This is a genomic window from Arthrobacter saudimassiliensis (assembly GCF_059090665.1).
The window spans coordinates 178,163-203,388 of sequence record NZ_JBNHFX010000002.1 but is presented as its reverse complement, the minus strand read 5'-3'; the positions used below and the strand labels follow the sequence as shown (position 1 = coordinate 203,388).

Below are 25,226 nucleotides of genomic sequence, written 5' to 3'. Positions count from 1 at the left end.
CGGGCGTCGTCCCGGCGGGCAGGCGTCCCGGAAGCGCTAGAACAAAGCCACCTTCGGTGTCTTCGGGAAGATCCGGTCCAGCTCCTCGAGGTCTTTTTCATCCGGCACCCAGGACGCCGCGTCGGCGTTCTGCTTCACCTGTTCCGGCTTTGTTGCTCCGGCGATGACCGATGCCACGGACGGGCGGGACGCCAGCCAGGAGAAGGCGACCTGCACTTCGGTCAGCCCGCGGTCCCGGGCGAAGGCACCGAACTCGGCCAGCTGCTCCAGATCGGCCTTCTCCAGCAGGTTCTGCCGCGAGTGCGTCAGGCGGCTGCCCTCCGGCGCCTGGCCGGAGGAATACTTGCCGGTCAGCAGGCCGTTGGCGAGCGGGAAGTAGGGCAGCACGCCGAGGCCGTAGGCCTCCGCCGCCGGCGTGACTTCCAGCTCGGCCCGGCGGTCCAGCAGGTTGTAGTGGTTCTGTGCGGAGATGAAGGGGGTGTATCCGCCCATCCGGGCCGTGAACTCGGCTTCGGCGATCTGCCAGCCGGCACGGTTGCTGTGCCCGATGTAGCGGACCTTTCCGGCGGTCACCAGGTCATCGAGGGCGGCAAGCGTCTCCTCGATCGGCGTCAGGTCATCCGGGGTGTGGAACTGGTAGAGGTCGATCCAGTCCGTGCCGAGGCGGCGGAGCGACGCCTCCGCGGCCCGCACGATGTACCGGCGGGATCCCCGTGCGCCAAAGTCGGGCCCGTTGGCCCCGGCCATGTCCATGCCGAACTTGGTGGCCACCACGACGTCCTGCCGCCGGGTGCCCAGCGCCTTGCCCAGCATCTCCTCGCTGAGGCCCGGGTGGGCTCCGTAGCTGTCGGCCACGTCGAAGAGCGTGATGCCGGCGTCGAGGGCGGCGTTCACCACCGCGTCGGTGCCTTCCTGGGTTCGGGTGGCGGTTCCGGTGCGTCCGAGATTGTTGCAGCCCAGGCCAACAGTGGAGACGGTCAGGCCGGAGCGGCCCAGTCGTGTGTAAGAGGTCATGGGCCCTACGCTACCAAGCCTGATTCAGGTCCCCGGAAGCAGGTTCAGGGAGCTGTTGAGGCTGGGCGGTTTGTCCGTTTCGAGGATGTACTGGATGGGTATGGGCCCGGTGGGCAGCACTCCCGGGTACACCTGCTCCTGGTGCCGCCGCTGCGGTTCCAGGCCCTGGCCCCGCGCGGCAGCTGAGAACGCCTGCACCGAAGCCGGGGTGCCGCCCGCCTGTTCACACCAGATGATGTACATGCCGTAGAGGTCTGCGGCGGGGGTGGCGGCGGTGTCGTCGAGGCCGCCCACGGTGCAGTCCGCGAGGAACCGGGCAATGTCCTCAGGGGTTTCACCGGCGTCCGGCGCCCCTTCCGATGCGGGGACATGGGTATAGGGATGCATCTCACTCACCATGTCCCCGACCCTAGTCCGGCGTCCGGACGCCCGCCAGAGGCCAGGCGGGAACCGGGGCCCTGTTCACCAAAGGTTCATTGAAGCAGGTAGCGTTCGAGCCGGATCGGCGGGGAACCGGTGAGCTGCTCCACGTCCTGGCTGACGGCGGAAAGCTGCCCGGCGGCGACGGCTGCGTAGGTGCTGGCCCAGGCCTCGGCCTGCCACGGTGAGGCGCCCGCGGCCTGCCGGGACTCGATGGCCTCCGGAAGGGTCTCGTTGTGATAGCTGACCCGGGACCCGGTCACCCGCGTCAGGATTGCGGCGATCTCGGTAAAGTTCAGCGCCTGCGGGCCGGTAAGCGTGTACGTCCGGTCCCGGTGGGCCTCCGGCGCGGCAAGAATCCGGGCCGAGGCCCTGGCGATGTCGGCGCGGGCCACCGCTGCCAGCCGGCCCTCCCCCGCGGGTCCGCGGATCACGCCGTCGGGACCGGCGAAACCGGGCAGCACATCCTGATACAGGCAGCTGCGGAGGAAGGTGTGGGTGATCCGGTAGCCGCGGATGTGCTCCTCGGTGTCCCAGTGATCCCGGGCCAGGGTGAACACGGCGTCCGGGGCGGCCGCCATGAACGAGGTGTAGACAATGTGCCGCACGCCGGCCTCGGCGGCAGCGTCCACGAAGGTCCGCTGTTCCTCCCAGCGGCGCGGGTGTTCGTCCACGGACACCATGAACAGGACCTCGACGCCGCGCAGCGCCTTCTCCGCGGCGGGGCGGTCTGCGTAGGTGACGGCGTACACCGGGACGCCCGGCAGCGGAGGCAGCCGCGCCGGATGGCGGGCGAGCAGCCGGTGCGCGACGCCGGCCTCGGCCAGGAGCCGGGCGACGGCACCGCCCAGCGCGCCGGTGGCGCCGGTGACAGCGAGTGCGGGAAGGTTCTGTGCCATGGTGTTTCCATCCTTCGCTCACTGCCCCCGGCCGGCGGCCGGCGGGCTACTGGATCTTGGGTATCTGCCCGGTGGGCAGCTCCTGTCCCGGCAGCGGCCGGGCGAAGGGAACCTTGGTTCCGAGCACCTGCGCCGTGACGTCCTGCGCAACCTGGCGGGCGGTCAGGCCCACCCTTTCGAGCACCTCGGCGCGCGTGCCGTGGTCGAGGAACTCCACCGGCAGGCCCACCTCGTTCAGTGCCGTGTCCACGCCCGCCGCGCGCATTTCCTGCCGGATGCGGGAGCCGACGCCCCCGGCCCGCACGCCGTCTTCAATGACGATCACAATCCGGTGTTCGGCGGCCAGGCTGATAATTGAGCGCGGCACCGGAAGCACCCAGCGGGGGTCCACCACGGTGGAGCTGATCCCCTGCGCGGCCAGCCGCTCCGATACCTCAAGCCCCATCTCGGCCATGGCGCCCACGGTGACGATGAGCACGTCGGCGTTGTCGCCGTCGGTCCGGCGCCGGCGGAGGACGTCCACGCCGTCCGCGGTGCGTTCCTCGGCATTGATGTCCGCACCCACGGTGCCCTTGGAGAAGCGCACCACGCTGGGCGCGTCGGAGATCTGCACCGCCTCGCGCAGCTCCTCCTTGAGCCGGGTGGCGTCGCGGGGCGCGGCCAGGTGCAGGCCGGGAACGATCTGCAGCATGGACATGTCCCACATGCCGTGGTGGCTCGCGCCGTCGGGCCCGGTCACGCCGGCACGGTCGAGCACCACGGTGACGCCGGCCTTGTGCAGGGCCACGTCCATCAGCAGCTGGTCGAAGGCGCGGTTCAGGAAGGTCGCATAGACCGCCACCACCGGGTGCAGCCCGCCGTAGGCCATGCCCGCCGCGGAGGCGAGGGCATGCTGTTCCGCGATGCCGACGTCGAACACCCGCTCGGGGTACTTCTCGGCAAACCGGTGCAGGCCCACGGGAATCAGCATCGCGCCGGTGATGCCCACGATGTCGGGCCGTTCCTCGGCGATCTGGGCGATCTCGGTGGCGAAGACGGAGGTCCAGGACTCCTTGCCGCCCGGCGCAACGGGCGCCCCGGTCTCGGGGTCGATCACGCCGACCGCGTGGAACTGGTCGGCGACGTCGGCCCGCGCCGGAGCGTAGCCGCGCCCCTTCTCGGTGATGGCGTGGACGATCACCGGACCGCCGTAGTTGCGGGCCTTCTGCAGCGCCTGTTCGACGGCGGCCAGGTCGTGGCCGTCCACCGGCCCGACGTACTTCAGCCCCAGGTCCTCGAACAGGCCCTGCGGGGCCCACCAGTCCTTGATGCCCTTCTTGGCTGCGTGGAGGCTGTGGTAGGCCAGGCGGCCGACCGGTCCGCCGCTCTGCAGCCGGCTCTTCCAGTAGTTAAGGGTGCGCTCATACACACGGTGCGTCCGCACCGAGTCGAGCGTGGGCCGCAGCGACGCCAGGTAGTCGGCGACGCCGCCGATGGTGGGGGCGTAGGACCGTCCGTTGTCGTTGACGACAATGACCACGCGGCGCCGCTGATCGGCGGCAATGTTGTTCAGGGCCTCCCAGGCCATGCCGCCGGTGAGCGCACCGTCGCCCACCAGGACGACCGTGTAGCGCTCCGAGTCCCCTGACAGCTGCCGGGCCCGGGAAATCCCGTCCGCCCAGGACAGCGAAGACGAGGCGTGCGAGCTTTCCACGATGTCGTGGACCGACTCGGCACGGGAGGGGTATCCGGACAGGCCCCCCTGCTGGCGCAGCGTGGCAAAGTCGCGGCGGCCGGTGACGATTTTGTGCACGTACGACTGATGCCCGGTGTCGAAGATGAAACTGTCACGCGGGGAGTCGAAGACCCTGTGCATGCCGAGCGTGAGTTCCACCACGCCGAGGTTGGGGCCGAGGTGCCCGCCGGTCTGCGCAACGTTCCGGATGAGGAACGTGCGGATCTCTTCAGCCAGGTTCTCGAGCTGCCGCTGCGAAAGCCGGCTAAGGTCCCGGGGATCTTGGATTGTTTCCAGAAGTCCCAAAAGGGTTGCCTCCCTTGTTCGAAGGGCGACGGTAAGCGCCGCCGCATCGGTTAACTTTAGCGCGTCGGCCCGGCCCCGGCACGCGGAAGGCCCCGGGCCCGGCCTCCGTCCGCGTGATGCGGATGGTGGCCGGACCCGGGGCCTTCGCCCGCCTGAAGAGGCTGGACGCGCCTGGCGCTGCTACTTGGCGGAAATCTGGCGCAGCACGTACTGCAGGATGCCGCCGTTGCGGTAGTAGTCGGCCTCGCCCGGAGTATCGATGCGGACAACCGCGTCGAACTCGATGGCCTCGCCGTTCTCGGGCTGGGCCGTGACCTTGACGGTCTTCGGGGTGGTGCCGTTGTTCAGCTCGGTGACACCCTCGACGGAGAAGGTCTCGGTGCCCGTCAGGCCCAGGGTCTCGGCGTTCACGCCGGCCGGGTACTGCAGCGGCAGGACGCCCATGCCGATGAGGTTCGAGCGGTGGATCCGCTCGTAGCTCTCGGCGATGACGGCCTTGACGCCCAGCAGCGCGGTGCCCTTGGCGGCCCAGTCACGCGAGGAGCCCGAGCCGTATTCCTTGCCGGCCAGGACGACCAGCGGGGTGCCGGCGGCCTGGTAGTTCATCGCGGCGTCGTAGACCGTGTTCTGCGGTCCGTCGGCCTGCGTGAAGTCGCGGGTGAAGCCGCCCTCGACGCCGTCCAGGAGCTGGTTCTTGATGCGGATGTTCGCGAACGTACCGCGGATCATCACCTCGTGGTTGCCACGGCGGGAGCCGTACGAGTTGAAGTCCTTGCGCGCAACACCGTGCTCCAGCAGGTACTTGCCGGCGGGGGTGTCGGACTTGAAGGAGCCGGCCGGGGAGATGTGGTCGGTGGTGACCGAATCGCCCAGCTTCAGCAGCACGCGGGCGCCGTCGATGTCGGAAACCGGCTCGGGCTGCGCCTGCATGCCCTCGAAGTACGGGGGCTTCCGCACGTAGGTGGACTCGGGGTTCCACTCGAACGTCGCGCCCTCCGGCGTCGGCAGGGACTGCCACCGCTCGTCACCCTCGAAGATGGTGTTGTAGCTGTCGGTGAACATCTCCTTGTCGATGGACGAGTCGATGATCTGCTGAACCTCGTTCGGGTTCGGCCAGATGTCCTTGAGGAAGACATCGTTGCCGTCGGCGTCCTGGCCCAGCGGATCGTTCTCGAAGTCGAAGTCCATCGTGCCGGCGAGGGCGTAGGCGACCACCAGCGGCGGGGAAGCCAGGTAGTTCATCTTCACATCGGGGTTGATGCGGCCCTCGAAGTTGCGGTTGCCCGAAAGCACCGCGGTCACGGCGAGGTCGGCCTCGTTGATCGCGTCGGAGATCTCCTGCTCCAGCGGACCGGAGTTGCCGATGCAGGTGGCGCAGCCGTAGCCGACGATGAAGAAGCCGAGCTTCTCCAGGTACGGGATCAGGCCCGACTTCTCGTAGTAGTCGGTGACCACCTTGGAGCCGGGGGCGACCGAGGTCTTGACCCACGGCTTCGAGGCGAGGCCCTTCTCGACCGCGTTGCGGGCCAGCACCGCGGCGGCCATCATCACGGACGGGTTGGACGTGTTCGTGCAGGAGGTGATCGACGCGATCGTGACGGCGCCGTGGTCCAGCTCGAAGCTGCGGCCGTCGGCCATCGTGACCGGCACCTGGTGGGAGGCGCGGCCGTCGACGTGGTGGGCGTGGTCCTCGCGCGGGCGATCCTTCTCGGACTGCTCGTCCGTGGCGTCGAACGCCGGGGCGTCGGAGGCCGGGAAGGACTGGGCGGAGGCGTCGTCGGCGGTGTCGCCCGCGGTGACGTCTTCATCCACGTGGGTGACGTAGTTCTTCAGGTCGTCACGGAACTGCGCCTTGGCGTTCGTCAGTTCCACACGGTCCTGCGGCCGCTTCGGGCCGGCGATGGACGGCACCACGGTGGACAGGTCCAGCTCGAGGTACTCGGAGTACTTGACCTCGTTGGACGGGTCGTGCCACAGGCCCTGTTCCTTGGCGTAGGCCTCGACCAGGGCGACGTTCTCCTCGGAGCGGCCGGTCAGGCGCAGGTAGTCCAGGGTCACGTCGTCGATCGGGAAGATCGCGGCGGTGGAACCGAACTCGGGGCTCATGTTGCCGATGGTGGCGCGGTTGGCCAGCGGCACGGAGGCAACGCCTTCGCCGTAGAACTCGACGAACTTGCCGACGACACCGTGCTTGCGCAGCATCTCGGTGATGGTCAGGACGACGTCGGTGGCGGTGGCGCCGGCGGGGATCTCACCGGTCAGCTTGAAGCCGACAACGCGCGGGATCAGCATGGAGACGGGCTGGCCGAGCATGGCTGCCTCGGCCTCGATGCCGCCGACGCCCCAGCCGAGCACGCCCAGGCCGTTGACCATGGTGGTGTGGGAGTCGGTGCCGACACAGGTGTCGGGGTAGGCGCGCAGCACGCCGTCAACTTCGCGGGTCATGACCGTGCGGGCCAGGTACTCGATGTTGACCTGGTGGACGATGCCCATGCCCGGGGGGACGACCTTGAAGTCGTCGAACGCGGTCTGGCCCCAGCGCAGGAACTGGTACCGCTCGCCGTTGCGCTGGTACTCAATCTCCATGTTGCGCTCGAGGGCGCCGGAGTTGCCGAAGGCGTCGATCTGCACGGAGTGGTCGATGACCATTTCCGCCGGAGCGAGCGGGTTGACGCGCTTGGGGTCGCCGCCGAGGTCGGCGACGGCTTCACGCATGGTCGCCAGGTCAACGATGCAGGGAACACCGGTGAAGTCCTGCATGATCACCCGGGCCGGGGTGAACTGGATTTCGGTGCTGGGCTCTGCATCTGCGTCCCACTGCGCCAGGGCGCGGACGTGGTCGGCCGTGATGTTGGCACCGTCTTCGGTGCGCAGCAGGTTCTCCAGCAGTACCTTGAGGCTGAACGGAAGGCTCTGGGCGCCTTCGACCGAATTCAGCCGGAAAATTTCGTACTCGGATCCACCGACGTTTAGAACGCCTTTGGAACCGAAGCTGTCCACATTAGTCATAACAGGACTCCTCTCGCCACCGTCTTATCTTTGTCCAGCGCTCCACCACCCGCCAGTTAGGTTTTCCTAACCGGCTCCCTTATGGGCAGCAGGCAAAACGGTGGTCTGTTTTCACTGCCGGGGCACCTGCCTGCGCGCCGGCGGGAGCCGATTTCACAGTCCGGCAGCCGTGCCGGGCCATATTATGCAGCAGGCTTTCCCCAGGCGGAACGGGACAACTGGTCCCCATCCTATCGGTTTCGGACCCGGTTGGGGCTGAATGTCGGACGCTCCGCGAGTTGTGCCCAGGCTGCTCAGTCCCGCGTCAGGACGGCAAAGGACTCCATGTGATGGGTATGCGGGTACAGATCGAAGACCCGCAGTGAACGCAGCCCCCATCCTGCACGGCGCAGGTCGCCCAGGTCCCGGGCGAACGAGGCCGGGTCGCAGGAGACGTATCCGACGGCGCGCGGCGAGGCCGCGTCGATCTGCGCGATGACCGGTTTTCCGGCGCCGGCGCGGGGCGGATCCAGCAGCACCAGGTCCAGGGCCCGGCGGTCCCGGCCCAGCACCCGGTCCACCCGGCCCTGGACGATGTCCACCTGCGGCTGGTCGAACAGGTTCTTCCGGGCGTCGCGGCTGGTGCCGGGTGAGCCTTCGACCGAAAGCACCGAGCCGCCGGGCCCGACGGCGGCGGCCAGCGGGGCGGTGAACAGGCCCGCCCCGGCGTACAGGTCCGCGGCGCGCTCCCCGGGCTCCGGCTGCAGGCCGCCGAGTACGGCGTCGACCAGGGTCTGCGGGGCGCTGCGGTGGATCTGCCAAAAGCCTGCCCCGGTGACCCGGTAGCGGTGCCCGGCGGCCTCCTCGCGCACCCAGGTGCGGCCGCGCAGGCGGGTCAGCCGGTGGGTCTCCGGTTCCCAGGCGGCCACGGAGCAGGTGTCCGGCAGCTCGGCGGCGATCCGGGACAGGCGTGCGGCACGCGTTCCGGCGGCCGGGATCAGCAGGACCAGGGGGCTGTCGCCGGCTGCCGGAGCCGCGACCTCGACCCGCTCGACGCCGGTGAAGTCCGTCTTCCACAGGTCCAGGGCGTTGATCGCCGGCACGGCCAGCGGCATTGCCTCCACCGGCACCAGGGACTCGGAACGGTGGGGGTGCATGGCCAGCCGCCCGTCGGGCGTCACCGAGAAGGAGGCCCGCGTCCGCCAGCCCAGCCCGTCCGGGGCCTCCGCCAGGGCGGGTTCGACCTCGACGGTGTGGTCCAGGCCGGCCAGCCGGGCCAGCTGCTCTTCGAAGATGCGGGCCTTGAGCCGGCGCTGTTCGGCCAGGTCGATGTGCCCGAACTCGGCGCCTCCCACCGGGAGGCGGTCCGCGGCGGCGGCGCGAAGCGCGTCGGCCTCGGCCCAGAAATGCTCCCTCCGGCCCTCGGCCGGCTCCAGAACCTCGACGGTGTCGGCGCGCCAGAATTTCGCGTCCGGGCCGCCGTCGGTCAGGCGTGCCCTGACCCGCTCGCCGGGCAGGGCATGGCGGACGAAGACCACGCGCCCTTCATGGCGGGCCACGAAGTGGCCGCCGTGCGCCGGGGCCTCGACGGTGAGCTCGAGGGTTCCCTGGTTGTCTGTGTTCACGTTCGTTGTGCCGTTCATGGTGCCGGTGCTTCTTCCTTGCTCGATGACTCCATCTCACCACGGCGCCGCCGCGGAGGCGGAATGCCTCCGCCCTCAACTAAGCTTTCGATACGTATCAGCCCGGCGCGGCATGCCGCAGCCGCCGGGCAGCGCAGCGGCCGCCCGCGCAGGCGGCCGGGAAAATCGAGGTGGAACGGGCGTGGCCCACTACGTGATCATGGGGTGCGGCAGGGTTGGGATGACGCTGGCCCACACCCTGGACAATGCCGGCCATTCGGTGGCCGTGATCGATCAGGACGAGAGCGCCTTCCGGCGGCTGCGCCACACCTTCTCCGGGCGGCGGGTGACCGGCGTCGGCTTCGACCGGGACACCCTGCAGGAGGCCGGCATCGACCAGGCCTACGCCTTCGCCGCCGTCTCCAGCGGCGACAACTCCAACATCCTGGCCACCCGCGTGGCCCGCGAGACCTTCCACGTGCCGCACGTGGTGGCCCGGATCTATGATCCCGGCCGGGCCGAGATCTATCAGCGCCTCGGCATCCCCACCGTCGCCGCCGTGCGCTGGAGCGCGGACCAGGTGCTGCGCCGGATCCTGCCCGAGCAGAGCATCAACGGAGACTTCCGGGAGTCCTCCGGACGGCTGATCCTGGGCGAACTGACGCTGGCCGAGGCCTGGCTGGGCCGGCCGCTGAGCCTGATCGAGGCTGCCGCCGATGTCCGGATCGCGTATCTGACCCGGTTCGGGGAAGGCATCCTGCCCGGGGCCGAAACGCGTTACCAGCAGGGAGATACGGTCCACGCCATGATGGCCGTGGAGCGCACCGCGGAGATTTCCCGGATATTGGCCAAAGGGCCGGACGGAGGGAACGGCTAGATGCGGGTAGTGATTGCCGGAGCAGGCAGCGTCGGTTCCTCCATTGCCCGGGAACTGCTCTCCCACGGGCATGATGTGCTGCTGATCGACCGGAAACCCGAGGCGGTGGGGCGCAGCGAAGTGATCGGCGCCCGTTGGCTGATCGGTGACGCCTGTGAGTTCAGCACCCTGCAGGACGCCCATCTGGAGGACGCCGACGTCGTCGTCGCCGCGACCGGTGACGACAAGGCGAACCTGGTGCTCTCCCTGCTCGCCAAGAGCGAGTTCGGCGTGGCGCGCACGGTGGGCCGGGTGAACAACCCGAAGAACGACTGGATGTTCGATGACTCCTGGGGTGTCGACGTCGCCGTCAGCACTCCCCGCCTGATGACCGCCCTGGTCGAGGAGGCCGTCGAGGTGGGCGACCTGGTGCGGCTGCTGACACTGCAGACCGGGGTCTCCTCCATGGTGGAGTTCACCGTTCCGGACGGTTCCGTGCTCACCGGGCGGACCCTGGGCGAGGTGTCCTGGCCCGCGGACTCGACCGTCGTCGCCATCCTGCGCGACGACGTGCCGATCACGCCCAGCCCCGATGACGTGATCGAGCCCGGGGACGAGCTGTTCTTCGTCACGACCATCGCCGCTGAGGACGAGCTGCGGGCGGTGCTGGGCGGGCGCACCGCGGCGGGAGACGAAGGAGCGGCCTAGCGCCCCGCGGCGCCGTCGCTGCCGGGTGCTTCGCCGGCCCCGTCCGGGGCGGCCGGCACCGGCGGGCGGGAGACCATCCACGCCAGCCACAGGCCCAGGGCGTACAGGGGCACACCCATCGCCAGCCGCAGGGTGCCCAGCGCGGCCACGTTGTCGGCCAGGTAGAGCGGGAGCTGGACGGCCAGGCGAAGCGCGAAGACGGCGGCGATGATCCAGGTGGCGAGCTGGTAGGAACGCACCCTGGCCCGGCTGGCGCGCCAGTCGATGCCCTCGCCGCGGATAACCCCGAACAGGAGCCCGGCCACCGGCCAGCGGACCGCGATCGAGACGATAAAGGCCAGCACGTAGGCGCCGTTGGTGTAGAAGCCCGGGAGGAAGTACGTGGTCCCGCTGCCGCTGCGGAGGGCGAAGACGGCGCAGATGAGGACGCCGATCAGCCCGGTGAGGGACTGCATCAGCGGCCGGCGGGCGATCAGCGAGGCGATCGAGAACCCGGCGGCGGACACCACGGCGACGGTCAGGGCCGCCCCCAGGCCTGCACCGACAGTGAACAGGACGGTGAACAGCAGCCCGGGCACCACGGCCTCGACGAGGCCGCGGACCCCGCCGACGGAGGCCAGGACGTCGATCTGCCCGTCGCCGCGGCGCTCCACCCCGGCCCGCTCGGCGTACTGCCGGGCCAGGTCGGCCGCAGAGGGCACGGGCGGTTCGCCGGCCGGACCTGCTGTGCTGCCTGGTTCCTTGCTCATGCTGTGCCCTCCGGGCGTCCGAGGATCTCGTAACGGGGGTTGTAGATGGTGGGCAGCCCCTTCGCGGTGCTGACCATGCCTTCGAAGGCCAGCAGCGTCCCGGCCTCGATGCCGCTGATCCGGCGCTGCCCGATCCACACCAGCCGCACGCGGCGGCGCGGACCGCGGGACCCTGGATCGGCGGCCGTGTCCTCCACATAGGCGGTGAACCGCGGCGGTTCCGACGCCGGCACCAGGGTCAGGGCCTGGACGTAGCCGCTGCACCGGACGCGTCCGCGCGAAGGCAGCTGCGCCACCGGGCAGGAGCGGGGCGCCTGCGAGAGGAGGCGCTCAGCCAATGGTTGTGATCTCCGGGCCGCGCTGCGGCGGAACCGGCGGCTCCTTGCGGCGCGGCAGCGGCGAGGCGTCCCGGGGCAGCCGCAGCTGCAGCAGGTCGCGCGGCGGCAGCGGCTGCTCCCCGCGGACCACCACCACGTTGCGGAAGACGTCCTCGAGGGCGGCCGCGGCCTTCGGGTCCACCGCGGCGGGTCCGCCGAAGACCCCGCGCAGGAACCAGCGCGGCCCGTCCACGCCCACGAAGCGGGCGACCCGGAAACCGCGGGACCCGTCCTGGGCCTGAGCCGGAACCTTGGCCAGAAGCTGGGTGCCGAACGGGCCGTCCAGCTCGTCCACGGTGCCGCCCTGCGATGCGACGGAGGCGCTGATCTGGCCGCGGATCTCGTCCCAGAGCTGCTCGGAGCGGGGTGCGGCAAAGGCCTGCAGCTGCAGGCTCGAGCCTTCGAAATCCAGGGTCACGGCCACGACGCGCTGGCTGCGCTCCTCCACTTCAAGGCGCAGCTGCAGCCCCTGGGTGGCCGCGATCCGAAGCGCGCCGAGGTCGATGTAGCCCTCCTCGCCGGGCTTGTCGGCTTCATCCCAGGGTCCGGCGGCGTCGTCGGCGTGCTGTTCGGGTTCGTTGGGGACTGCGGCAGCCTCGTCAGGCTGCTGCTCTGCGTTCTTCTTCCGGCGCCCAAATGCCATGGCCGGTTCCTTTCCGTAGTGGGTGGGACCAGTGGTTCGGGGCTAGCGCGGACCCGCGCCGAAGCCTCCGGTGGAGCCGAAGCCGCCGGCGCCGCGCGCCGTGCCGTCGAGCTCGTCCACGGTCTCGAACCGGGCGGTCTCCACCCGCTGGATCAGCAGCTGGGCGATCCGGTCGCCGCGGCGGAAGCTGATCGGCTCCGTCCGGTCCGTATTCACCAGTGTGACCGAGATTTCACCGCGATACCCCGCATCGACGGTTCCCGGCGCGTTGAGGACGGTCACGCCGTGCCTGGCCGCCAGCCCCGACCGGGGGTGCACCAGGGCGACGTAGCCGAACGGCAGGGCAATGCTGACGCCCGTCGGGACCAGCCGGCGCTCCCCGGGGCCGAGCGTAAAGTCCTCGCGGGTGCACAGGTCCGCGCCGGCGTCGCCCGGGTGGGCGTAGGCGGGGACGGCAAGGCCGTCGTCGAGCATCTTCAGCTTCACCGTCATGGTGGCACCGGATTCCGTAGCCGTCATTTTGTGCCTGTTCCTGCCTTGTCGTACCGAGCGTGGCCGCGGCACGCGGCCGCAGCACCCTACTTTAGCCGGTCCGATCGGCCGCAGCCGCGGCGCTCCCGGCCCGGCCCGGGCAGCCCGCGGGAGCTCCGCGCCCCGGCGGCCCGATATGAAATCCTGCGGCCGAGGTGGGATGCTGGGATCATGCCCAACTCCGCACAGCAGACCTCCCCCACCGCCCCGATCTACACCGAAAGGCTGCTGCCGTCGTTCTGGATCTGGCTGGTCGTGGCCGGCATCGCCGCCTCATGCGTGCTGGTGTTCGTGCCCATCAGCCTGCAGGCGGGGATCATTGCGGCGATCGTGGCCGCGATCATCATGGCGGTGCTCCTGCTGCTCTCCACCCCGGTGATCGAGGTGACGCCGACGACCCTGCGGGTGGGCCGCGCGCAGATCGAGCGCCGCTTCGTGGGCGACGTCGAGGCCTTCACCGGCGATGAAGCCACCGCCGAGCGGGGCACCCGCCTCAACGGCATCGCCTACCTGTGCATCCGGGGATGGATCTCCCCCGTGGTCCGGATCGAAATCACCGACCCGGCCGACCGCACGCCGTACTGGCTGACCTCCACGCGCCGCCCCGAACAGCTCGCGGCCGCCCTGCGGACACCCCTGGCGGACTGAACCGCGGCGGCCGGGCGCCGCTGTCAGGCGGCGCAGTCGCTGCAGTAGAGCAGGCCGTCCTTTTCGGCTGCTATCTGTGAGCGGTGCCGGACCAGGAAGCACGAGGCGCAGGTGAACTCGTCCGACTGCGCCGGGAGCACGCGGACCAGCAGCTCCTCGCCGGAGAGGTCCGCCCCCGGCAGCTCGTAGGCGTCCGCCGCCTCCGCTTCGTCTTCGTCCACCACCGCGGACCGGGTCTCGGTGCGGCGGGTCTTGAGCTCCTCGAGGGAGTCCTCCTTGATGTCCTCTTCGGACTTCCGCGGAGCGTCGTAGTCTGTTGCCATAATCCGTTCTCTGCGTTCCCTGGAGTCGGAGCCGCGGCGCCCTTGCACCGCAGCCGGCCGCCTCCGGACCAAGAGCGTCCGGGAAGCGGCTTAGGTGTACAACGCCGTCTGCCTCCCCTTCGTGCCCGGTGTGAGCCATTATTTGCAGTTTGTGAGCAAAGAGGCGCCGGGGCGCGGCCCGGATCACCTGCCCGGCCCGTCCCGGGCCCGCGGATCCGCGCCACACCCGGGCAAAGCGTAGGTTTTCCCCCCGGAAAATGGCATTGTGTCAAGAAGGAACTTGTTACCGGCTGGAGGATTTTTCATGCAGGATCTGCGGCTCGTCGGGGTCCACGAAGATGGGGAGCACCTGCTGCTCAGCGGCAAGGGCGGCGAAACCTTCCGGCTCCGCATCGATGAGGCGCTTCGGGTTGCCGCCAACCGCCCGACGCATCGGCCCGTCCAGGCGGGCGAGTCCGACGGTCCCACCATGACGCCCCGCGATATCCAGGCCCGCATCCGTGCCGGCGCCAGCGCCGAGGAGGTCGCCCGGCTTTCCGGGCACGATCTGGCGCATGTGCTGCGTTATGAAGGCCCGGTCCGGGCGGAGCGGGACTACATTGCCCGCCAGGCGCAGGGCGTGGAGGTGGCTGCCCCGGGCGCCGCTCCCGGCGAACGGCACCGGACGGCGTTCGGCGAGCGTCCGGTCAGCCTGGGCGAGATGGTCGCCTACCGGCTGCGTGACTTCGCGGTGGACCCCGAGGACGTGGAGTGGGACGCATGGCGGCGTCCGGACAATTCCTGGGAGGTCGTGGCCGGCTTCTCCCTGCCGGAGGACTCCGCGGTCTCCGTGGGCGAGGAGCCTCCCGCCAAGTGGATCTTCAGCCCGCTGCGGCGCAGCGTCTCCAACGCCAACCGGTGGGCCCAGCTGCTCAGCGAGCTGGAGCCCCTGGACTCCCCCGTTCCGGCCCGCCGGCTGTCGGCCGTGGCGGACCGGGTGTTCGACATCGAAGCGGAAGCCGACGCCGAGGGCGTCGATCCGGACGACACCGACAACCTGCTCAGCGTCCTGCGCTCCCGGCGCGGGCAGCGGCTCGGTGCTGATGAGGACGCCGACGACGCCCTGGCGGCCATGCTGGCCAAGGGCAGCATTCCGGCTGCCCATCCGCGCCCGGGCCAGGCAGCTGATGACGAGGGAACCGCTGCTCCGCGCACCGGCCGCCTCAACCTGGTGACCCCGGCCGATGACGCCGATGAGGTCGACCCGCTGCACCTGCCGGCCGGCAGCGAACCGACGCGGGAGATCACCCTCCTCGCACGGCCCTTCCGCCGTCGCGGCGCCGTTCCCGCAGAGCCCGCCGAGTCCACAGAGCATGCCGACACCGGCCGGGATGAGGCGGACGGCGCGGAGGACCAGGCGGCGGATCAGGCTGAGGAAGAAGCCGTCCAGCCGACGGCGGACCGCCCGGAGCCGGCCCCGGCACGGGCAGGGGCCCGCAGCGGCGGGTTCCCCTGGGACAAGGTTGAACCCGCACCCGGGCATGAGGAGGCCGAGGAGGCCCGCAGCGGGCGTGGCGGGGAGAACGCGCGGGAGCGCCGGACGATCAAGCCCAAGCGCTCCTCCGTGCCCAGCTGGGACGAAATCGTCTTCGGTACCAAGAGCGACTGACCGGCCCCTCCGGCGCGCCGGTCCGCGGCGACTCGGCGGCCCGGTGCCCGGCGCCGCCGTCGAATCGGCCGGCAGGAACCTGCCGGTGCCGTCAGCGCCGGCCCGGAGCGGCCAGGGTCAGCAGCGGGACCTCCCGCTCGGCGCGGGTCAGCGATCCGTGGTAGCCCACCATGTCCAGGGCGGTCTCGGGCTGGCGCCGGGTGTCGAACAGCGCGATCGGTTCCCTCGCGGCCACCAGAACATCACCGATCCGCGGCCGGACCGCCGGATCGACCTCGGCGCCGAAGAGGCCGGCGGACAGCGCCTGGTCCCGCGTGAGGATCCATGCCCGGCTGCCGTAGGCATTCCGCCATGCGGCGAGCAGCGCGTCCCGGTGAGCTTCGGTGGCATCGGGCTCCAGGTAGAGGTGGAGCATGCGCGGCTCCCCGGCCGTGTGCCGTACCCCGGCCACCAGGGCGGGATCCGCTGAGAAGTCGTACCGGTGCCGGGCCTCGACGTCGAGCATCCCGTGGTCGGCGGTCAGGACCACCAGGGTATCCGCCGGCACCCGCCGGACCAGGGTGCGCAGCGCGCCGTCGAGCTCCTCCAGCTGGTCCCCCCAGCGGCCCGACTGGCAGCCGTACCGGTGTCCCGCCTTGTCCAGCTCATTCCAGTACAGGTACATCAGCATGCTCTTCTCGGAGGCCAGGGCCTCCGAAGCGGCGGCGACCCGGGCGTGCATCCCCTCCGCCGAGATGAACCGGCCGCCGCGCAGCGCCGCCCGGGTCATGGCCGAATCGGCAAACCGCGGCAGCGAGACGGTCACGGTGGGCACGTGCTCCTCGGCGCGCTCAAAGACGGTCGGGTGCGGCTGCCAGACTTTCGGATCCACTCCGGGATCCCAGCCGCCGAGCTGGTTGACCACGCGGTCCTGCGCCGGGTCCAGCACGTCGTAGCCGACCATGCCGTGCCGTCCGGGCGGCAGGCCGGTGCCCAGCGAGGCCAGCGACGCCGCCGTCGTGCTGGGAAAGGCCGCGGAGAGCGTCCGGCCGGTGGAGGCCAGGCCGCGCAGGAACGGGGCATGGCCGGCCCGCTGCCGCAGCAGGGACTGGCCGAGGCCGTCCACCATGACCACGCAGACCCGCCGCGCCGGCGGCAGTGCCAGCGCGTTGGCGAAACCGGGCACGCCGACGACGGCGGCCGCGCTGGAGAGCACCTCCGCAACGGTCCGGGACCCGAAGGGCGGAGCCGCCGGCAGGTCCTGGGCGGAACCGGTGTCCTGGAGCACCGCCGCTACCGCTGGTGGTGGCCGCGGTTGAACCGGACGCCCGGCATCCGGCGGTCCAGTCCGGCGTCCAGGGGCCGCGCCGCGGTGGTGGCGTCGGTGTTGACCTTGCGCAGCGCCCTGGCGAACGCCTTGGCGTTCTGCACCGCCTGCAGCCCGTCGGCCTCGGCGCTGACCCGCAGGACGATGTCCTCCTGGGCGACGGTGCCGGTGTAGCCGTGGTCGGCGTCGCACTGGGGATCGGCGCAGCCGGCCGGGCCCATGTCCAGCCGCTGCCCGCCGGACCACGCAATGGCCAGGGTGAGCTCGCGCGCCTGGTCGGACGGCTTGTAGTTCTGCGGCTGGGCGTAGATGTAGCCCAGGACGACGGAGCGGATCTGGGCCACGGGGACCGACTCGGTGGAGACCTGGGCCATCATCTGCTCGCCCGCGTCGTCCAGCTGCTGGTCATCGACATGGGTGACCACCAGCATGTCCTCGGTGAGCACGAGCACGGTGATGTGCCGGTGCACCTCGGTGCGGTCGAAATGGGTTTCCAGGTGGATCAGGTGCGAGAGCGGCTCGCGGTCGTCCAGGGCGTCATGGACGACGTCGGCCAGCAGGGTCGGGTAGAAACCCGCCCGTTCGATCGAAGCGTCGAGGCTGCGTCGGGCAGCGGAAAGTAGCGGAGCCATGCAACCAGTTTCCCCCGTCCCGGCCCCCATCGCCTAAACGGACGCGCCGGACTGTGGGCAGCTGCGCCGCCGGACCGCCGCTCAGCCGCGCAGGGCCCGCCTGGCGCTGTCGGTACGCCGCTGCGGGTTGCCCAGCCGGATGTCGGCGCTGAGCACCGTGACCCCGCTGGCGGAGACCAGGACGGGGTTGATTTCCAGCAGGGCGACCTGCGGATGCTCGTCCTTGAGCAGGGCCAGGCGCGCCACCAGGTCCTCAAGGGCGGCGACGTCGGCCGGCGGCAGGCCCTGGTAGCCGAACAGCTTGGTGGAGGCCCGCGGGGCGCGGATCAGGTCCGCGACGTCGACGTCGGTCAGCGGCGGAATGCCGTGCGCCCAGTCGTCGAGCAGGTTCACCGCATCGCCGGCCAGCCCGAAGGACAGCACCGGGCCGAGCAGCGGATCCTCGATGGCGCGGATGGTGCAGCCCTGGCCGGTGGGTGCCATCGCCTGCACCTCCAGCTCGAAGCTGCCGTAGGGGGTTAGGGCCTGGTGCATGTGTTCGATGTTGCGGCGCAGCGACTCCGGCGTGGAGATGTTCAGGCGCACCCCGCCCAGGTCCAGGCGGTGGCGCAGATGTTCGTCCATGGTCTTGATCGCCACCGGCCAGCCCAGCCGGTCGGCGGCGGCCACCGCCTCATCGGCGGTCCGGAACGGAACGGAGGGCAGCACCGAGACCCCGTAGCAGCCCAGCAGCTGCGCCGTCTGCGCGGCGTCCAGGCGCATCAGCCGATCCCCCGGCACCTGGTCCATCAGCGCATCGATCAGTTCCTGCGCCGCCGCGGGATCCGTGTTGTCCGGCTCAACAAAGTGGCCGTGCTCGCGGGAGGCCCATTCGGTGTACCGCATCACGGCCGCCAGGGCGCTGACGGCCGCGCCGGGGCTCGCGAAGCAGGGCAGCCCGTGCTGGCGGCCGTTGCCGCCGTCGTCGCGGGTGGCGAGCAGGCCCTCGACGTGCGCCATGGGCTCCATGATGCCGGTGAACGCGGCGACCACGGGCTTGCCGAGTTCCTCCACGCATTCGGCGAGGCAGTCGGCGATGGCGTCCATGGTCAGGCCCGGCGAGGGCAGCAGCGTGACCACGGCGGCGTCGACGGCGTCGTCGCCCATCACCTTGGTAATGGTGGCGCGCAGCTGCGGCAGGGCAACGCTCATGCCGGTGTCCAGCTCCAGGTCCGCCTCGACGCGGGCCACCTCCAGGTCCAGCGACACCGCGGCGTCGGCCACCACCCGGCCCAGGGCGGCGGAGTTGCTGAACACCGCGAGCCGGCGGCCGCGCGGCAGCGGCTGGCTGACGGCGATCTGCGCCACATCCATGAGCTGTTCGTTGGTGTCCACCCGGATCACTCCGGACTGGCGGAACATGGCATCGAGGGCCCCGGGCGGCGCCTGCGTGGTGCGGACGGCGTGCCCGGGCGGCAGCCGCAGGCCCGTGACGTCGGACTTGGCGACGATCACCGGTTTGGAGGTGGCCAGCCGGCGGGCGATCCGGGAGAACTTGCGGGGATTGCCCACCGACTCGAGGTACAGGCCCACCACGCGGGTGTCGGCGTCGTCCTCCCAGTACTGCATGGCGTCGTTGCCGGACACGTCGGCCCGGTTGCCGGCGGAAATCGTCGAGGAGATGCCCAGGGACCGCCGCTGCGCCGCGGCGTAGAGCAGCACGCCGATGGCGGCCGACTGGCTGAACAGGCCCAGCCCGCCGCGGCGCGGCAGCTCGGGCGCCATGGACGCGTTGAGGCAGACCCCGGGCCGGGTGTTGATCATGCCCAGCGACGCCGGGCCCACCACGCGCATGCCGTTCGCCCGGGCCCGCCGCACCAGCTCCCGCTGCCGTGCCAGGCCCCGTTCGCCGTCGCCGGCGAATCCCGCCGTGGCCACCAGCAGCCCCTTCACCCCGGCCGCGGCGCATTCATCGACCACGGGAAGGACCTGCTCGTAGGGCACGGCGATGACGGCCAGCTGCACCGGCTCCGGCACTTCGGCGATCCGCGCGTAGGACACCATGCCGGCCAGCTCGAAGGCCTCCGGGTTGACCGCGTACACCGGCCCGTTGAAGCCGCCCTCAATGATGTGTTCCAGCAGCTGGTAGCCCACGGTGCCCCATTCGCGGCTGGCGCCGATGACGGCCACCGACGACGGCGCGAGCAGGTCCGCGACGCTGCGCGCCTCGGCGCGGTGCTCGCGTGCCTCCATCACCGCCCGGGACTTTTCGGTGGGGTCGATGTTGAAGTCCAGGGCGATCACGCCGTCGTCGAAGTGGCGGCGCACCTCGTAGCCGGCATCGGCGAAGACGCCGATCATCTTCCGGTTCTCGGGCAGCACCTCCGCGGAGAACCGGCGGATCCCGTTCTCGCGGGCGGCGTCGGCGAGATGCTCCAGCAGGATGGAGCCCAGGCCGCGGCCCTGGTGGTCATCTGAGATATTGAACGCAACCTCGGCCTCGGCCGGGTCGTCGAGGCGGTCATACCGGCCGATGCCCACGATCTCCGAGCCGATGGTGACCACCAGCGCCACCCGGTCCCGGTGGTCGACCTTGGTGAAGCGGGCCAGCTCCTTGCTGCTCAGTTTGGCCTTGTAGGTGAAGAAGCGCAGGTAGATGGAGTTCTGCGACTGGCGCATGTGGAAGGCCTGCAGGGCTTCGGCGTCGTCGGGGTGCACCGGCCGAAGGTGGGCCGTGCCGCCGTCGCGCAACACGATGTCCGCTTCCCAATGTTCGGGGTACTGTCCCTGGTCCGCCATAGACTCAGGGTAGTGGGATTTTTCCCGCACTGTCAGCAAACCTGCCGGGCGGGTCCGTCAGCCAGGCCCCGGCGTGCCGCCGCGGGCCGCGGCGCATGTCGGGCCCTTGCCCGGCGGGACCGCCCAACCGACCGCAAGGACACAACCCCAGCATGGCCCGGCGCTCCTCCCCGTCCAATCCTCCCGAGCAGATCGCTGAGAACATCGTCGACATCGACGTGACCAGCGAGATGGAGGGCTCCTTCCTGGAGTACGCCTACTCGGTGATCTACTCGCGTGCGCTTCCCGACGCCCGCGACGGCCTGAAGCCGGTGCAGCGGCGCATCCTCTACATGATGGCCGAGATGGGCCTGCGCCCGGACCGCGGCCACGTCAAGAGCGCCCGCGTGGTGGGCGAGGTGATGGGCAAGCTGCACCCCCACGGCGACACCGCCATCTACGATGCGATGGTCCGCATGGCGCAGGACTGGGCGCTGCGGCTGCCGCTGATCGACGGCCACGGCAACTTCGGCTCGCTCGACGACGGCCCGGCCGCCGCGCGGTACACCGAGGCGCGCCTGGCCGCCCCGGCCCTGACACTGACCAGCCACCTCGACGAAGACGTGGTGGACTTCGTTCCGAACTACGACAACCAGCTGCAGCAGCCCGAGGTGCTGCCCGCCGCGTTCCCGAACCTGCTGGTCAACGGCGCCTCCGGCATCGCCGTCGGCATGGCCACGAACATGGCCCCGCACAACCTGGGCGAGGTCATTGCCGCGGCCCGGCACCTGATCCTGCACCCGGACGCCACGCTTGAGGACATGATGCGCTTCGTGCCCGGGCCCGACCTGCCCTCCGGCGGCCGGATCGTGGGCCTGGACGGGATCCGCGACGCGTACGCCACCGGACGCGGTTCGTTCAAGACGCGGGCCAAGGTGGAGATCGAGCAGATCAGCCCCCGGCGGACCGGCCTGGTGGTCACCGAACTGCCCTACATGGTGGGCCCGGAAAAGGTGATCGAAAAGATCAAGGACGCCGTCACCTCCAAGAAGCTCGCCGGGATCTCCGACGTCGTGGACCTCACCGACCGCACCAACGGGCTGCGGCTGGTCATCGAGCTGAAGAACGGCTTCAATCCGCAGGCGGTGCTGGCGCAGCTGTACCGGTACACCCCGCTGGAGGACTCCTTCGGCATCAACAACGTTGCGCTGGTCGACGGCCAGCCGCGCACGCTGGGCCTGCTCGAGCTGCTGCAGGTGTACGTCGCCCACCGCCTCGGCGTGGTGCGCCGCCGCACCGCGTTCCGCCTCGGCCGGAAGAAGGACCGGCTGCACCTGGTCGAGGGCCTGCTGGTGGCCATCATGGATATCGACGAGGTCATCCAGATCATCCGGTCCTCCGACGAGACCGCCCAGGCCCGGGAACGGCTGATGGCGATCTACGACCTCTCCGAGGTGCAGGCCAACCACATCCTGGAGCTGCGGCTGCGCCAGCTCACCCGTTATTCGCGGATCGAGCTGGAGAAGGAGCAGGAGGAGCTGCGCCGCGACATCGCCGAGCTCGAGGAGATCCTGGCTTCGGACACCCGGCTGCGCGCCCTGGTCTCGGAGGAGCTGGCGGAGATCGCCGACAAGTACGCCACGCCCCGCCGGACCCTGCTGCTGGAATCGGAGGCCGACGGCGGAGCCGCCGCGGCGGCGTCGCTCACCGCCAAGGGCAAGGCCGCCAAGGCCGTCCTGCCGCTGGAGATCGCCGACGACCCGTGCTGGGTGATCCTGTCCACCTCCGGCCAGGTGGCCCGCACCGCGGACCAGCAGGAGCTCACCGAATCCGGCAAGCGGTCCCGCCATGACGCGTTCCGCTCCGTCGTGCGGGCCACCGCGCGCGGGGAAATCGCCGCCCTGACCTCCACGGGCCGGATGGTGCGGGTGCAGGTCATGGACCTGCCCGTGCTCGCGCCGGGCATCGGCCTGCCGAACCTGGCCGGCGGGGTGCCGGTGAAGGAGTTCCTGTCCCTGGGGAAGAACGAACGCCTGGTGGCCCTGGTCCCGCTGAACCAGGTCCTCGCCCTGGGCACGCGCAACGGAGTGGTGAAGCGGGTCAATCCCGACTATCCGCTGAACCGTGATGAGTGGGAGGCGATCGCCCTCAAGGACCGCGATGAAGTGGTGGGCGCAGCCGTGGCCGTTGAGGACAGCGATGAGCTCGTGTTCGTCACCACCGGCGGGCAGCTGCTGCGGTTCCCCGCCGCGGCGGTGCGGGCGCAGGGCCGGACCGCGGGAGGCATGGCCGGCATCAGGCTCGCCGACGGCGACCGGGTGGTGTTCTTCGGCGTGGTGTCCGCCGAGGACCCGCAGGCGGTGGTGGTGACGGTGTCCACCGGGGCCGAGACCCTGCCCGGCACGCCGGGAGGCTCGGTGAAGGTCACCCCGCTGCAGGAGTACCCGGTGAAGGGCCGCGCCACGGCCGGCGTGCGTGCGCACCGGTTCCTGAAGGGCGAGGACACGGTGTCGCTGGCCTGGGCCGGGCACGGCCCCGCCAAGGCCGCCGCGGCCAACGGCGTGGCCCGGGCGCTGCCCACCGAGCACGGCCGCCGTGACGGCTCCGGTGTGCCGCTGGCCAGCCAGGTCGACGCCGTCGGCCCCAGCCTCGGATAGCTCAGCGCCGCCCGGCTGCGGGCACCGGAGACGGACAACGGGCCGGCCGCCACCTGGAAGGGTGGCGGCCGGCCCGTTTCATATCTCCGGCCCCGCGTCAGGCCTCCGCTGGCCGGGCGGTCACCGGCCCGGGGCCGGACCCCGGGGCGTGAACCGGCGCAGGCGCAGCGAGTTGGCGACCACCAGGACCGAGGAAGCCGCCATGGCGGCCCCGGCGATCATCGGGTTGAGCAGCCCCAGCGCGGCGACCGGGATGCCGACCGCGTTGTAGAAGAAGGCCCAGAACAGGTTCGTCTTGATGGTGGCCAGGGTCTTCCGGGACAGCTCGATGGCGCCGGCCACCTGGGACAGATCCGAGCCCATCACGGTCAGGTCGGCCGCTTCGATGGCGACGTCGGTGCCCGAGCCCATGGCGATGCCCAGGTCGGCCTGCGCCAGGGCGGCGGCATCGTTCACCCCGTCGCCGGCCATGGCCACGGTCGCTCCCCCGGCCTGCAGCTCGCGGACCACCTCCACCTTGCGGCTGGGCAGGACGTCGGCGTGCACATCCGTGATGCCGACGGCGGCGGCGACCTGGGCCGCGACGGCGGCGTTGTCGCCGGTCAGCAGCACCGGGCGCAGGCCGAGTTCACGAAACCGGGCCACCGCGGCGGCGGAGCTGTCCTTGATCGTGTCCTGCAGGCTGAGGATGCCGGCGGCCCGGCCGTCGACGGCGATGAGCACCGCCGTGTTCCCGGCCTCCTGCTCGCGCAGCAGCGCGGCGCGGGCGGCGTCGGTGAGGCCGATGCCGTTGTCCTCAAGCCACCCGGTGCGGCCGACCACCACGCTGCGGCCGTCCACGGAGCCGCGGACACCGCCGCCGGGAGCGGACTCGAACCCCGTGACCGGGGCAGGTTCCGCGACCGCCTCGGCGATGGCCCGGGCGATGGGGTGCTCGCTGGCGGCTTCGACCGCCGCGGCGAGCCCCAGCAGCACGCCGTCGTCGAGGTCCTGGTCGTCGAAGGCCCGCACATGGGCCAGCGAGAGGCGCCCGGTGGTGACCGTGCCGGTCTTGTCCAGCACGATCGTGTCCACGGTGCGGGTGTCTTCAAGGACCTGCGGGCCCTTGATCAGGATGCCCAGCTGCGCGCCGCGGCCGGTGCCGGTCAGCAGGCCCACCGGGGTGGCCAGCCCCAGGGCGCAGGGGCAGGCGATGACCAGGACGGCGACGGCGGCGGTGAAGGCCGCCTGCAGGTCGCCGCTGAACAGCATCCAGAGCGCGAAGGTCGCCACGGCGACGGCCAGGACCACGGGCACAAACACGGCGCTGATCCGGTCCGCGAGGCGGGCGATCGGGGCCTTGCCGGACTGCGCCTGGCTGACCAGGCGCCCCATCTGCGCCAGCGTGGTCTCCGAGCCCACACGGGTGGCTTCGACGATGAGCCGCCCGGAGGTGTTCAGGGTGGCGCCGGTGACGGAGTCACCGGGTCCGGTCTCCACCGGAACGCTCTCGCCGGTCAGCAGTGAGGCGTCGACGGCGGACCTGCCCTCGAGCACGATCCCGTCCGTGGCCACCTTCTCGCCGGGCCGGACGACGAACACATCGCCGACCGCCAGGCGGTCGGCGGGCACCATGACCTCCCGGCCGTCGCGCAGCACCGCCGCCTCGCGGGCTCCCAGATTGAGCAGGGCACGCAGGGCCGAGGACGCGCGGGCCTTGGCGCCGGCCTCCAGCCAGCGTCCCAGCAGGAGGAACGTGACGACGACGGCAGCCACTTCGAAGTACAGCTCCACGCCTGCGCCCATCCCGTCCATGCCGGGATCGGCGGTGGCTGCGGGGTCCAGCAGCAGTTCGGTGAGGGAGAAGAGGTAGGCGGCGATCACCCCGATGGACACCAGCGTGTCCATCGTGGAGGCTCCATGCCGCGCATTGACCGCGGCGGCACGGTGGAATGGCCACGCCGCCCAGGTGACGACGGGAGTGGCCAGGGCGGCCACCACCCAGCCCCACTGCGGGAACTGCAGTGCCGGCACCATGCTGATCATCAGCACCGGCAGGGACAGCACGGCGGCGGTGACCAGCCGGGGCCGCAGGTCGGCCGCGGTCCCGCCGTGAGCCATGTGGTCCTCGGGGGCGGGCCCGCCCCCGTGCCCGTCATGGTCAGGCTCTTCTCCGCCGTGAGCGTGCGGTTCCGGTGCGGGCCGGCGCAGCCGGGCGCGGTAGCCGGCGGAGTTGACCGCCTCGACGACCTGCTCATCGGTGACATCCTCGGGGACGTGCACCACCGCGGACTCCAGCGGCAGGTTCACCGAAGCGGAGACTCCCTCGATCCGGCCCAGTTTGCGCTCCACCCGCCCCACGCAGGAGGCGCAGGTCATGCCCTCGATGTCCAGTTCCAGGACCCGGGCGGGACGTTGATTCAACAGTTCTTCGGTGCTCATCCAGAAC

20 protein-coding genes are annotated in these 25,226 nt (G+C 70.8%); 5 read left to right on the top strand and 15 right to left on the bottom strand.

Going from position 1 to position 25,226, the window contains the following annotated elements; translation table 11 throughout:
• Positions 1-36 precede the first annotated feature (36 nt).
• The 6 genes from AC5RV6_RS08125 to AC5RV6_RS08100 all read right to left on the bottom strand — a co-directional run bounded on the left by AC5RV6_RS08125 (position 37) and on the right by AC5RV6_RS08100 (position 8,984).
• Entirely contained in the window at positions 37-1,014 is a 978-nt protein-coding gene (locus AC5RV6_RS08125; protein WP_494006808.1) for an aldo/keto reductase, read from the bottom strand.
• Positions 1,015-1,038: 24 nt separating this feature from the next.
• The gene (locus AC5RV6_RS08120) at positions 1,039-1,413 is read right to left on the bottom strand and encodes a hypothetical protein (protein WP_494006807.1); all 375 of its coding nucleotides are present in this window, start codon (positions 1,411-1,413) and stop codon (positions 1,039-1,041) included.
• Positions 1,414-1,487: 74 nt separating this feature from the next.
• Positions 1,488-2,333 (bottom strand): SDR family oxidoreductase, encoded by an 846-nt coding sequence (locus AC5RV6_RS08115; protein ID WP_494006806.1) that lies wholly within the window; start codon positions 2,331-2,333, stop codon positions 1,488-1,490.
• A 46-nt stretch (positions 2,334-2,379) separates the two neighbouring features.
• The gene (gene dxs, locus AC5RV6_RS08110) at positions 2,380-4,353 is read right to left on the bottom strand and encodes a 1-deoxy-D-xylulose-5-phosphate synthase (RefSeq protein WP_494006805.1); all 1,974 of its coding nucleotides are present in this window, start codon (positions 4,351-4,353) and stop codon (positions 2,380-2,382) included.
• Between the two features lie 180 nt (positions 4,354-4,533).
• Positions 4,534-7,362 carry an aconitate hydratase gene (locus tag AC5RV6_RS08105; RefSeq protein WP_494006804.1) on the bottom strand — a complete coding sequence of 943 codons (2,829 nt, stop codon included), beginning with the start codon at positions 7,360-7,362 and terminating at the stop codon, positions 4,534-4,536.
• Between the two features lie 293 nt (positions 7,363-7,655).
• A complete protein-coding gene (locus tag AC5RV6_RS08100) occupies positions 7,656-8,984 on the bottom strand; it encodes a class I SAM-dependent RNA methyltransferase (RefSeq protein ID WP_494006803.1) in 1,329 nt (442 codons plus the stop codon).
• A gap of 181 nt (positions 8,985-9,165) precedes the next feature.
• Between AC5RV6_RS08100 and AC5RV6_RS08095 the strand changes: the two genes are divergently transcribed.
• Positions 9,166-9,840 carry a potassium channel family protein gene (locus AC5RV6_RS08095; protein ID WP_494006802.1) on the top strand — a complete coding sequence of 225 codons (675 nt, stop codon included), beginning with the start codon at positions 9,166-9,168 and terminating at the stop codon, positions 9,838-9,840.
• Positions 9,841-10,527 carry a potassium channel family protein gene (locus AC5RV6_RS08090; RefSeq protein WP_494006801.1) on the top strand — a complete coding sequence of 229 codons (687 nt, stop codon included), beginning with the start codon at positions 9,841-9,843 and terminating at the stop codon, positions 10,525-10,527. It abuts the gene before it with no gap.
• Here AC5RV6_RS08090 and AC5RV6_RS08085 read toward each other — a convergent pair.
• The 4 genes from AC5RV6_RS08085 to dut are packed head-to-tail and all read right to left on the bottom strand — an operon-like array spanning position 10,524 to position 12,815.
• The gene (locus AC5RV6_RS08085; protein WP_494006800.1) at positions 10,524-11,276 is read right to left on the bottom strand and encodes a DUF3159 domain-containing protein; all 753 of its coding nucleotides are present in this window, start codon (positions 11,274-11,276) and stop codon (positions 10,524-10,526) included. The genes AC5RV6_RS08090 and AC5RV6_RS08085 overlap by 4 nt on opposite strands.
• On the bottom strand, positions 11,273-11,614 hold the full coding sequence (locus AC5RV6_RS08080) for a single stranded DNA-binding domain-containing protein (RefSeq protein WP_494006799.1): 342 nt from the start codon (positions 11,612-11,614) through the stop codon (positions 11,273-11,275). Before AC5RV6_RS08080 ends, AC5RV6_RS08085 begins: the two co-directional genes overlap by 4 nt.
• Positions 11,607-12,296, bottom strand: coding sequence for a DUF3710 domain-containing protein (locus tag AC5RV6_RS08075; RefSeq protein WP_494006798.1), 690 nt, complete (start codon positions 12,294-12,296; stop codon positions 11,607-11,609). The genes AC5RV6_RS08080 and AC5RV6_RS08075 overlap by 8 nt, the downstream gene beginning before the upstream one ends.
• A 42-nt stretch (positions 12,297-12,338) precedes the next feature.
• Positions 12,339-12,815, bottom strand: coding sequence for a dUTP diphosphatase (dut, locus tag AC5RV6_RS08070; RefSeq protein ID WP_494006797.1), 477 nt, complete (start codon positions 12,813-12,815; stop codon positions 12,339-12,341).
• A 183-nt stretch (positions 12,816-12,998) separates the two neighbouring features.
• Between dut and AC5RV6_RS08065 the strand changes: the two genes are divergently transcribed.
• The gene (locus AC5RV6_RS08065) at positions 12,999-13,475 is read left to right on the top strand and encodes a DUF3093 domain-containing protein (protein ID WP_494006796.1); all 477 of its coding nucleotides are present in this window, start codon (positions 12,999-13,001) and stop codon (positions 13,473-13,475) included.
• Between the two features lie 23 nt (positions 13,476-13,498).
• On the opposite strand, the gene AC5RV6_RS08060 is transcribed toward AC5RV6_RS08065, so the two are convergent.
• Positions 13,499-13,798 (bottom strand): DUF4193 domain-containing protein, encoded by a 300-nt coding sequence (locus AC5RV6_RS08060; protein ID WP_494006795.1) that lies wholly within the window; start codon positions 13,796-13,798, stop codon positions 13,499-13,501.
• A gap of 304 nt (positions 13,799-14,102) precedes the next feature.
• On the opposite strand from AC5RV6_RS08060, the gene sepH reads away from it, so the two are divergent.
• On the top strand, positions 14,103-15,446 hold the full coding sequence (sepH, locus tag AC5RV6_RS08055) for a septation protein SepH (RefSeq protein ID WP_494006794.1): 1,344 nt from the start codon (positions 14,103-14,105) through the stop codon (positions 15,444-15,446).
• 91 nt (positions 15,447-15,537) lie between these two features.
• Here sepH and AC5RV6_RS08050 read toward each other — a convergent pair whose 3' ends face one another.
• The 3 genes from AC5RV6_RS08050 to AC5RV6_RS08040 all read right to left on the bottom strand — a co-directional run bounded on the left by AC5RV6_RS08050 (position 15,538) and on the right by AC5RV6_RS08040 (position 20,162).
• The gene (locus AC5RV6_RS08050) at positions 15,538-16,713 is read right to left on the bottom strand and encodes an alkaline phosphatase family protein (protein ID WP_494006793.1); all 1,176 of its coding nucleotides are present in this window, start codon (positions 16,711-16,713) and stop codon (positions 15,538-15,540) included.
• A 5-nt stretch (positions 16,714-16,718) separates the two neighbouring features.
• Positions 16,719-17,384: a DUF5998 family protein gene (locus AC5RV6_RS08045; protein ID WP_494006792.1), complete on the bottom strand. Its 666-nt coding sequence runs from the start codon at positions 17,382-17,384 to the stop codon at positions 16,719-16,721.
• An 81-nt stretch (positions 17,385-17,465) separates the two neighbouring features.
• Positions 17,466-20,162, bottom strand: a complete 2,697-nt coding sequence (locus AC5RV6_RS08040) for a bifunctional acetate--CoA ligase family protein/GNAT family N-acetyltransferase (protein ID WP_494006791.1) — start codon at positions 20,160-20,162, stop codon at positions 17,466-17,468.
• Between the two features lie 152 nt (positions 20,163-20,314).
• Here AC5RV6_RS08040 and AC5RV6_RS08035 point away from each other — a divergent pair, with 152 nt between their 5' ends.
• Entirely contained in the window at positions 20,315-22,798 is a 2,484-nt protein-coding gene (locus tag AC5RV6_RS08035; protein ID WP_494006790.1) for a DNA gyrase/topoisomerase IV subunit A, read from the top strand.
• A 120-nt stretch (positions 22,799-22,918) separates the two neighbouring features.
• Here AC5RV6_RS08035 and AC5RV6_RS08030 read toward each other — a convergent pair whose 3' ends face one another.
• Positions 22,919-25,219 carry a heavy metal translocating P-type ATPase gene (locus AC5RV6_RS08030; RefSeq protein WP_494006789.1) on the bottom strand — a complete coding sequence of 767 codons (2,301 nt, stop codon included), beginning with the start codon at positions 25,217-25,219 and terminating at the stop codon, positions 22,919-22,921.
• Positions 25,220-25,226 lie beyond the last annotated feature (7 nt).

What these genes read in the sequence shown, in the direction of transcription:
- AC5RV6_RS08040 (WP_494006791.1), bottom strand. Translation starts at nt 20,162, where the DNA reads ATGGCGGACCAGGGACAGTACCCCGAACATTGGGAAGCGGACATCGTG.
- AC5RV6_RS08105 (WP_494006804.1), bottom strand. Translation starts at nt 7,362, where the DNA reads ATGACTAATGTGGACAGCTTCGGTTCCAAAGGCGTTCTAAACGTCGGT.
- AC5RV6_RS08035 (WP_494006790.1), top strand. Translation starts at nt 20,315, where the DNA reads ATGGCCCGGCGCTCCTCCCCGTCCAATCCTCCCGAGCAGATCGCTGAG.
- AC5RV6_RS08045 (WP_494006792.1), bottom strand. Translation starts at nt 17,384, where the DNA reads ATGGCTCCGCTACTTTCCGCTGCCCGACGCAGCCTCGACGCTTCGATC.
- AC5RV6_RS08120 (WP_494006807.1), bottom strand. Translation starts at nt 1,413, where the DNA reads ATGGTGAGTGAGATGCATCCCTATACCCATGTCCCCGCATCGGAAGGG.
- AC5RV6_RS08115 (WP_494006806.1), bottom strand. Translation starts at nt 2,333, where the DNA reads ATGGCACAGAACCTTCCCGCACTCGCTGTCACCGGCGCCACCGGCGCG.
- AC5RV6_RS08060 (WP_494006795.1), bottom strand. Translation starts at nt 13,798, where the DNA reads ATGGCAACAGACTACGACGCTCCGCGGAAGTCCGAAGAGGACATCAAG.
- AC5RV6_RS08085 (WP_494006800.1), bottom strand. Translation starts at nt 11,276, where the DNA reads ATGAGCAAGGAACCAGGCAGCACAGCAGGTCCGGCCGGCGAACCGCCC.
- AC5RV6_RS08100 (WP_494006803.1), bottom strand. Translation starts at nt 8,984, where the DNA reads ATGAACGGCACAACGAACGTGAACACAGACAACCAGGGAACCCTCGAG.
- sepH (WP_494006794.1), top strand. Translation starts at nt 14,103, where the DNA reads ATGCAGGATCTGCGGCTCGTCGGGGTCCACGAAGATGGGGAGCACCTG.
- AC5RV6_RS08125 (WP_494006808.1), bottom strand. Translation starts at nt 1,014, where the DNA reads ATGACCTCTTACACACGACTGGGCCGCTCCGGCCTGACCGTCTCCACT.
- AC5RV6_RS08075 (WP_494006798.1), bottom strand. Translation starts at nt 12,296, where the DNA reads ATGGCATTTGGGCGCCGGAAGAAGAACGCAGAGCAGCAGCCTGACGAG.
- AC5RV6_RS08030 (WP_494006789.1), bottom strand. Translation starts at nt 25,219, where the DNA reads ATGAGCACCGAAGAACTGTTGAATCAACGTCCCGCCCGGGTCCTGGAA.
- AC5RV6_RS08065 (WP_494006796.1), top strand. Translation starts at nt 12,999, where the DNA reads ATGCCCAACTCCGCACAGCAGACCTCCCCCACCGCCCCGATCTACACC.
- dut (WP_494006797.1), bottom strand. Translation starts at nt 12,815, where the DNA reads ATGACGGCTACGGAATCCGGTGCCACCATGACGGTGAAGCTGAAGATG.
- AC5RV6_RS08090 (WP_494006801.1), top strand. Translation starts at nt 9,841, where the DNA reads ATGCGGGTAGTGATTGCCGGAGCAGGCAGCGTCGGTTCCTCCATTGCC.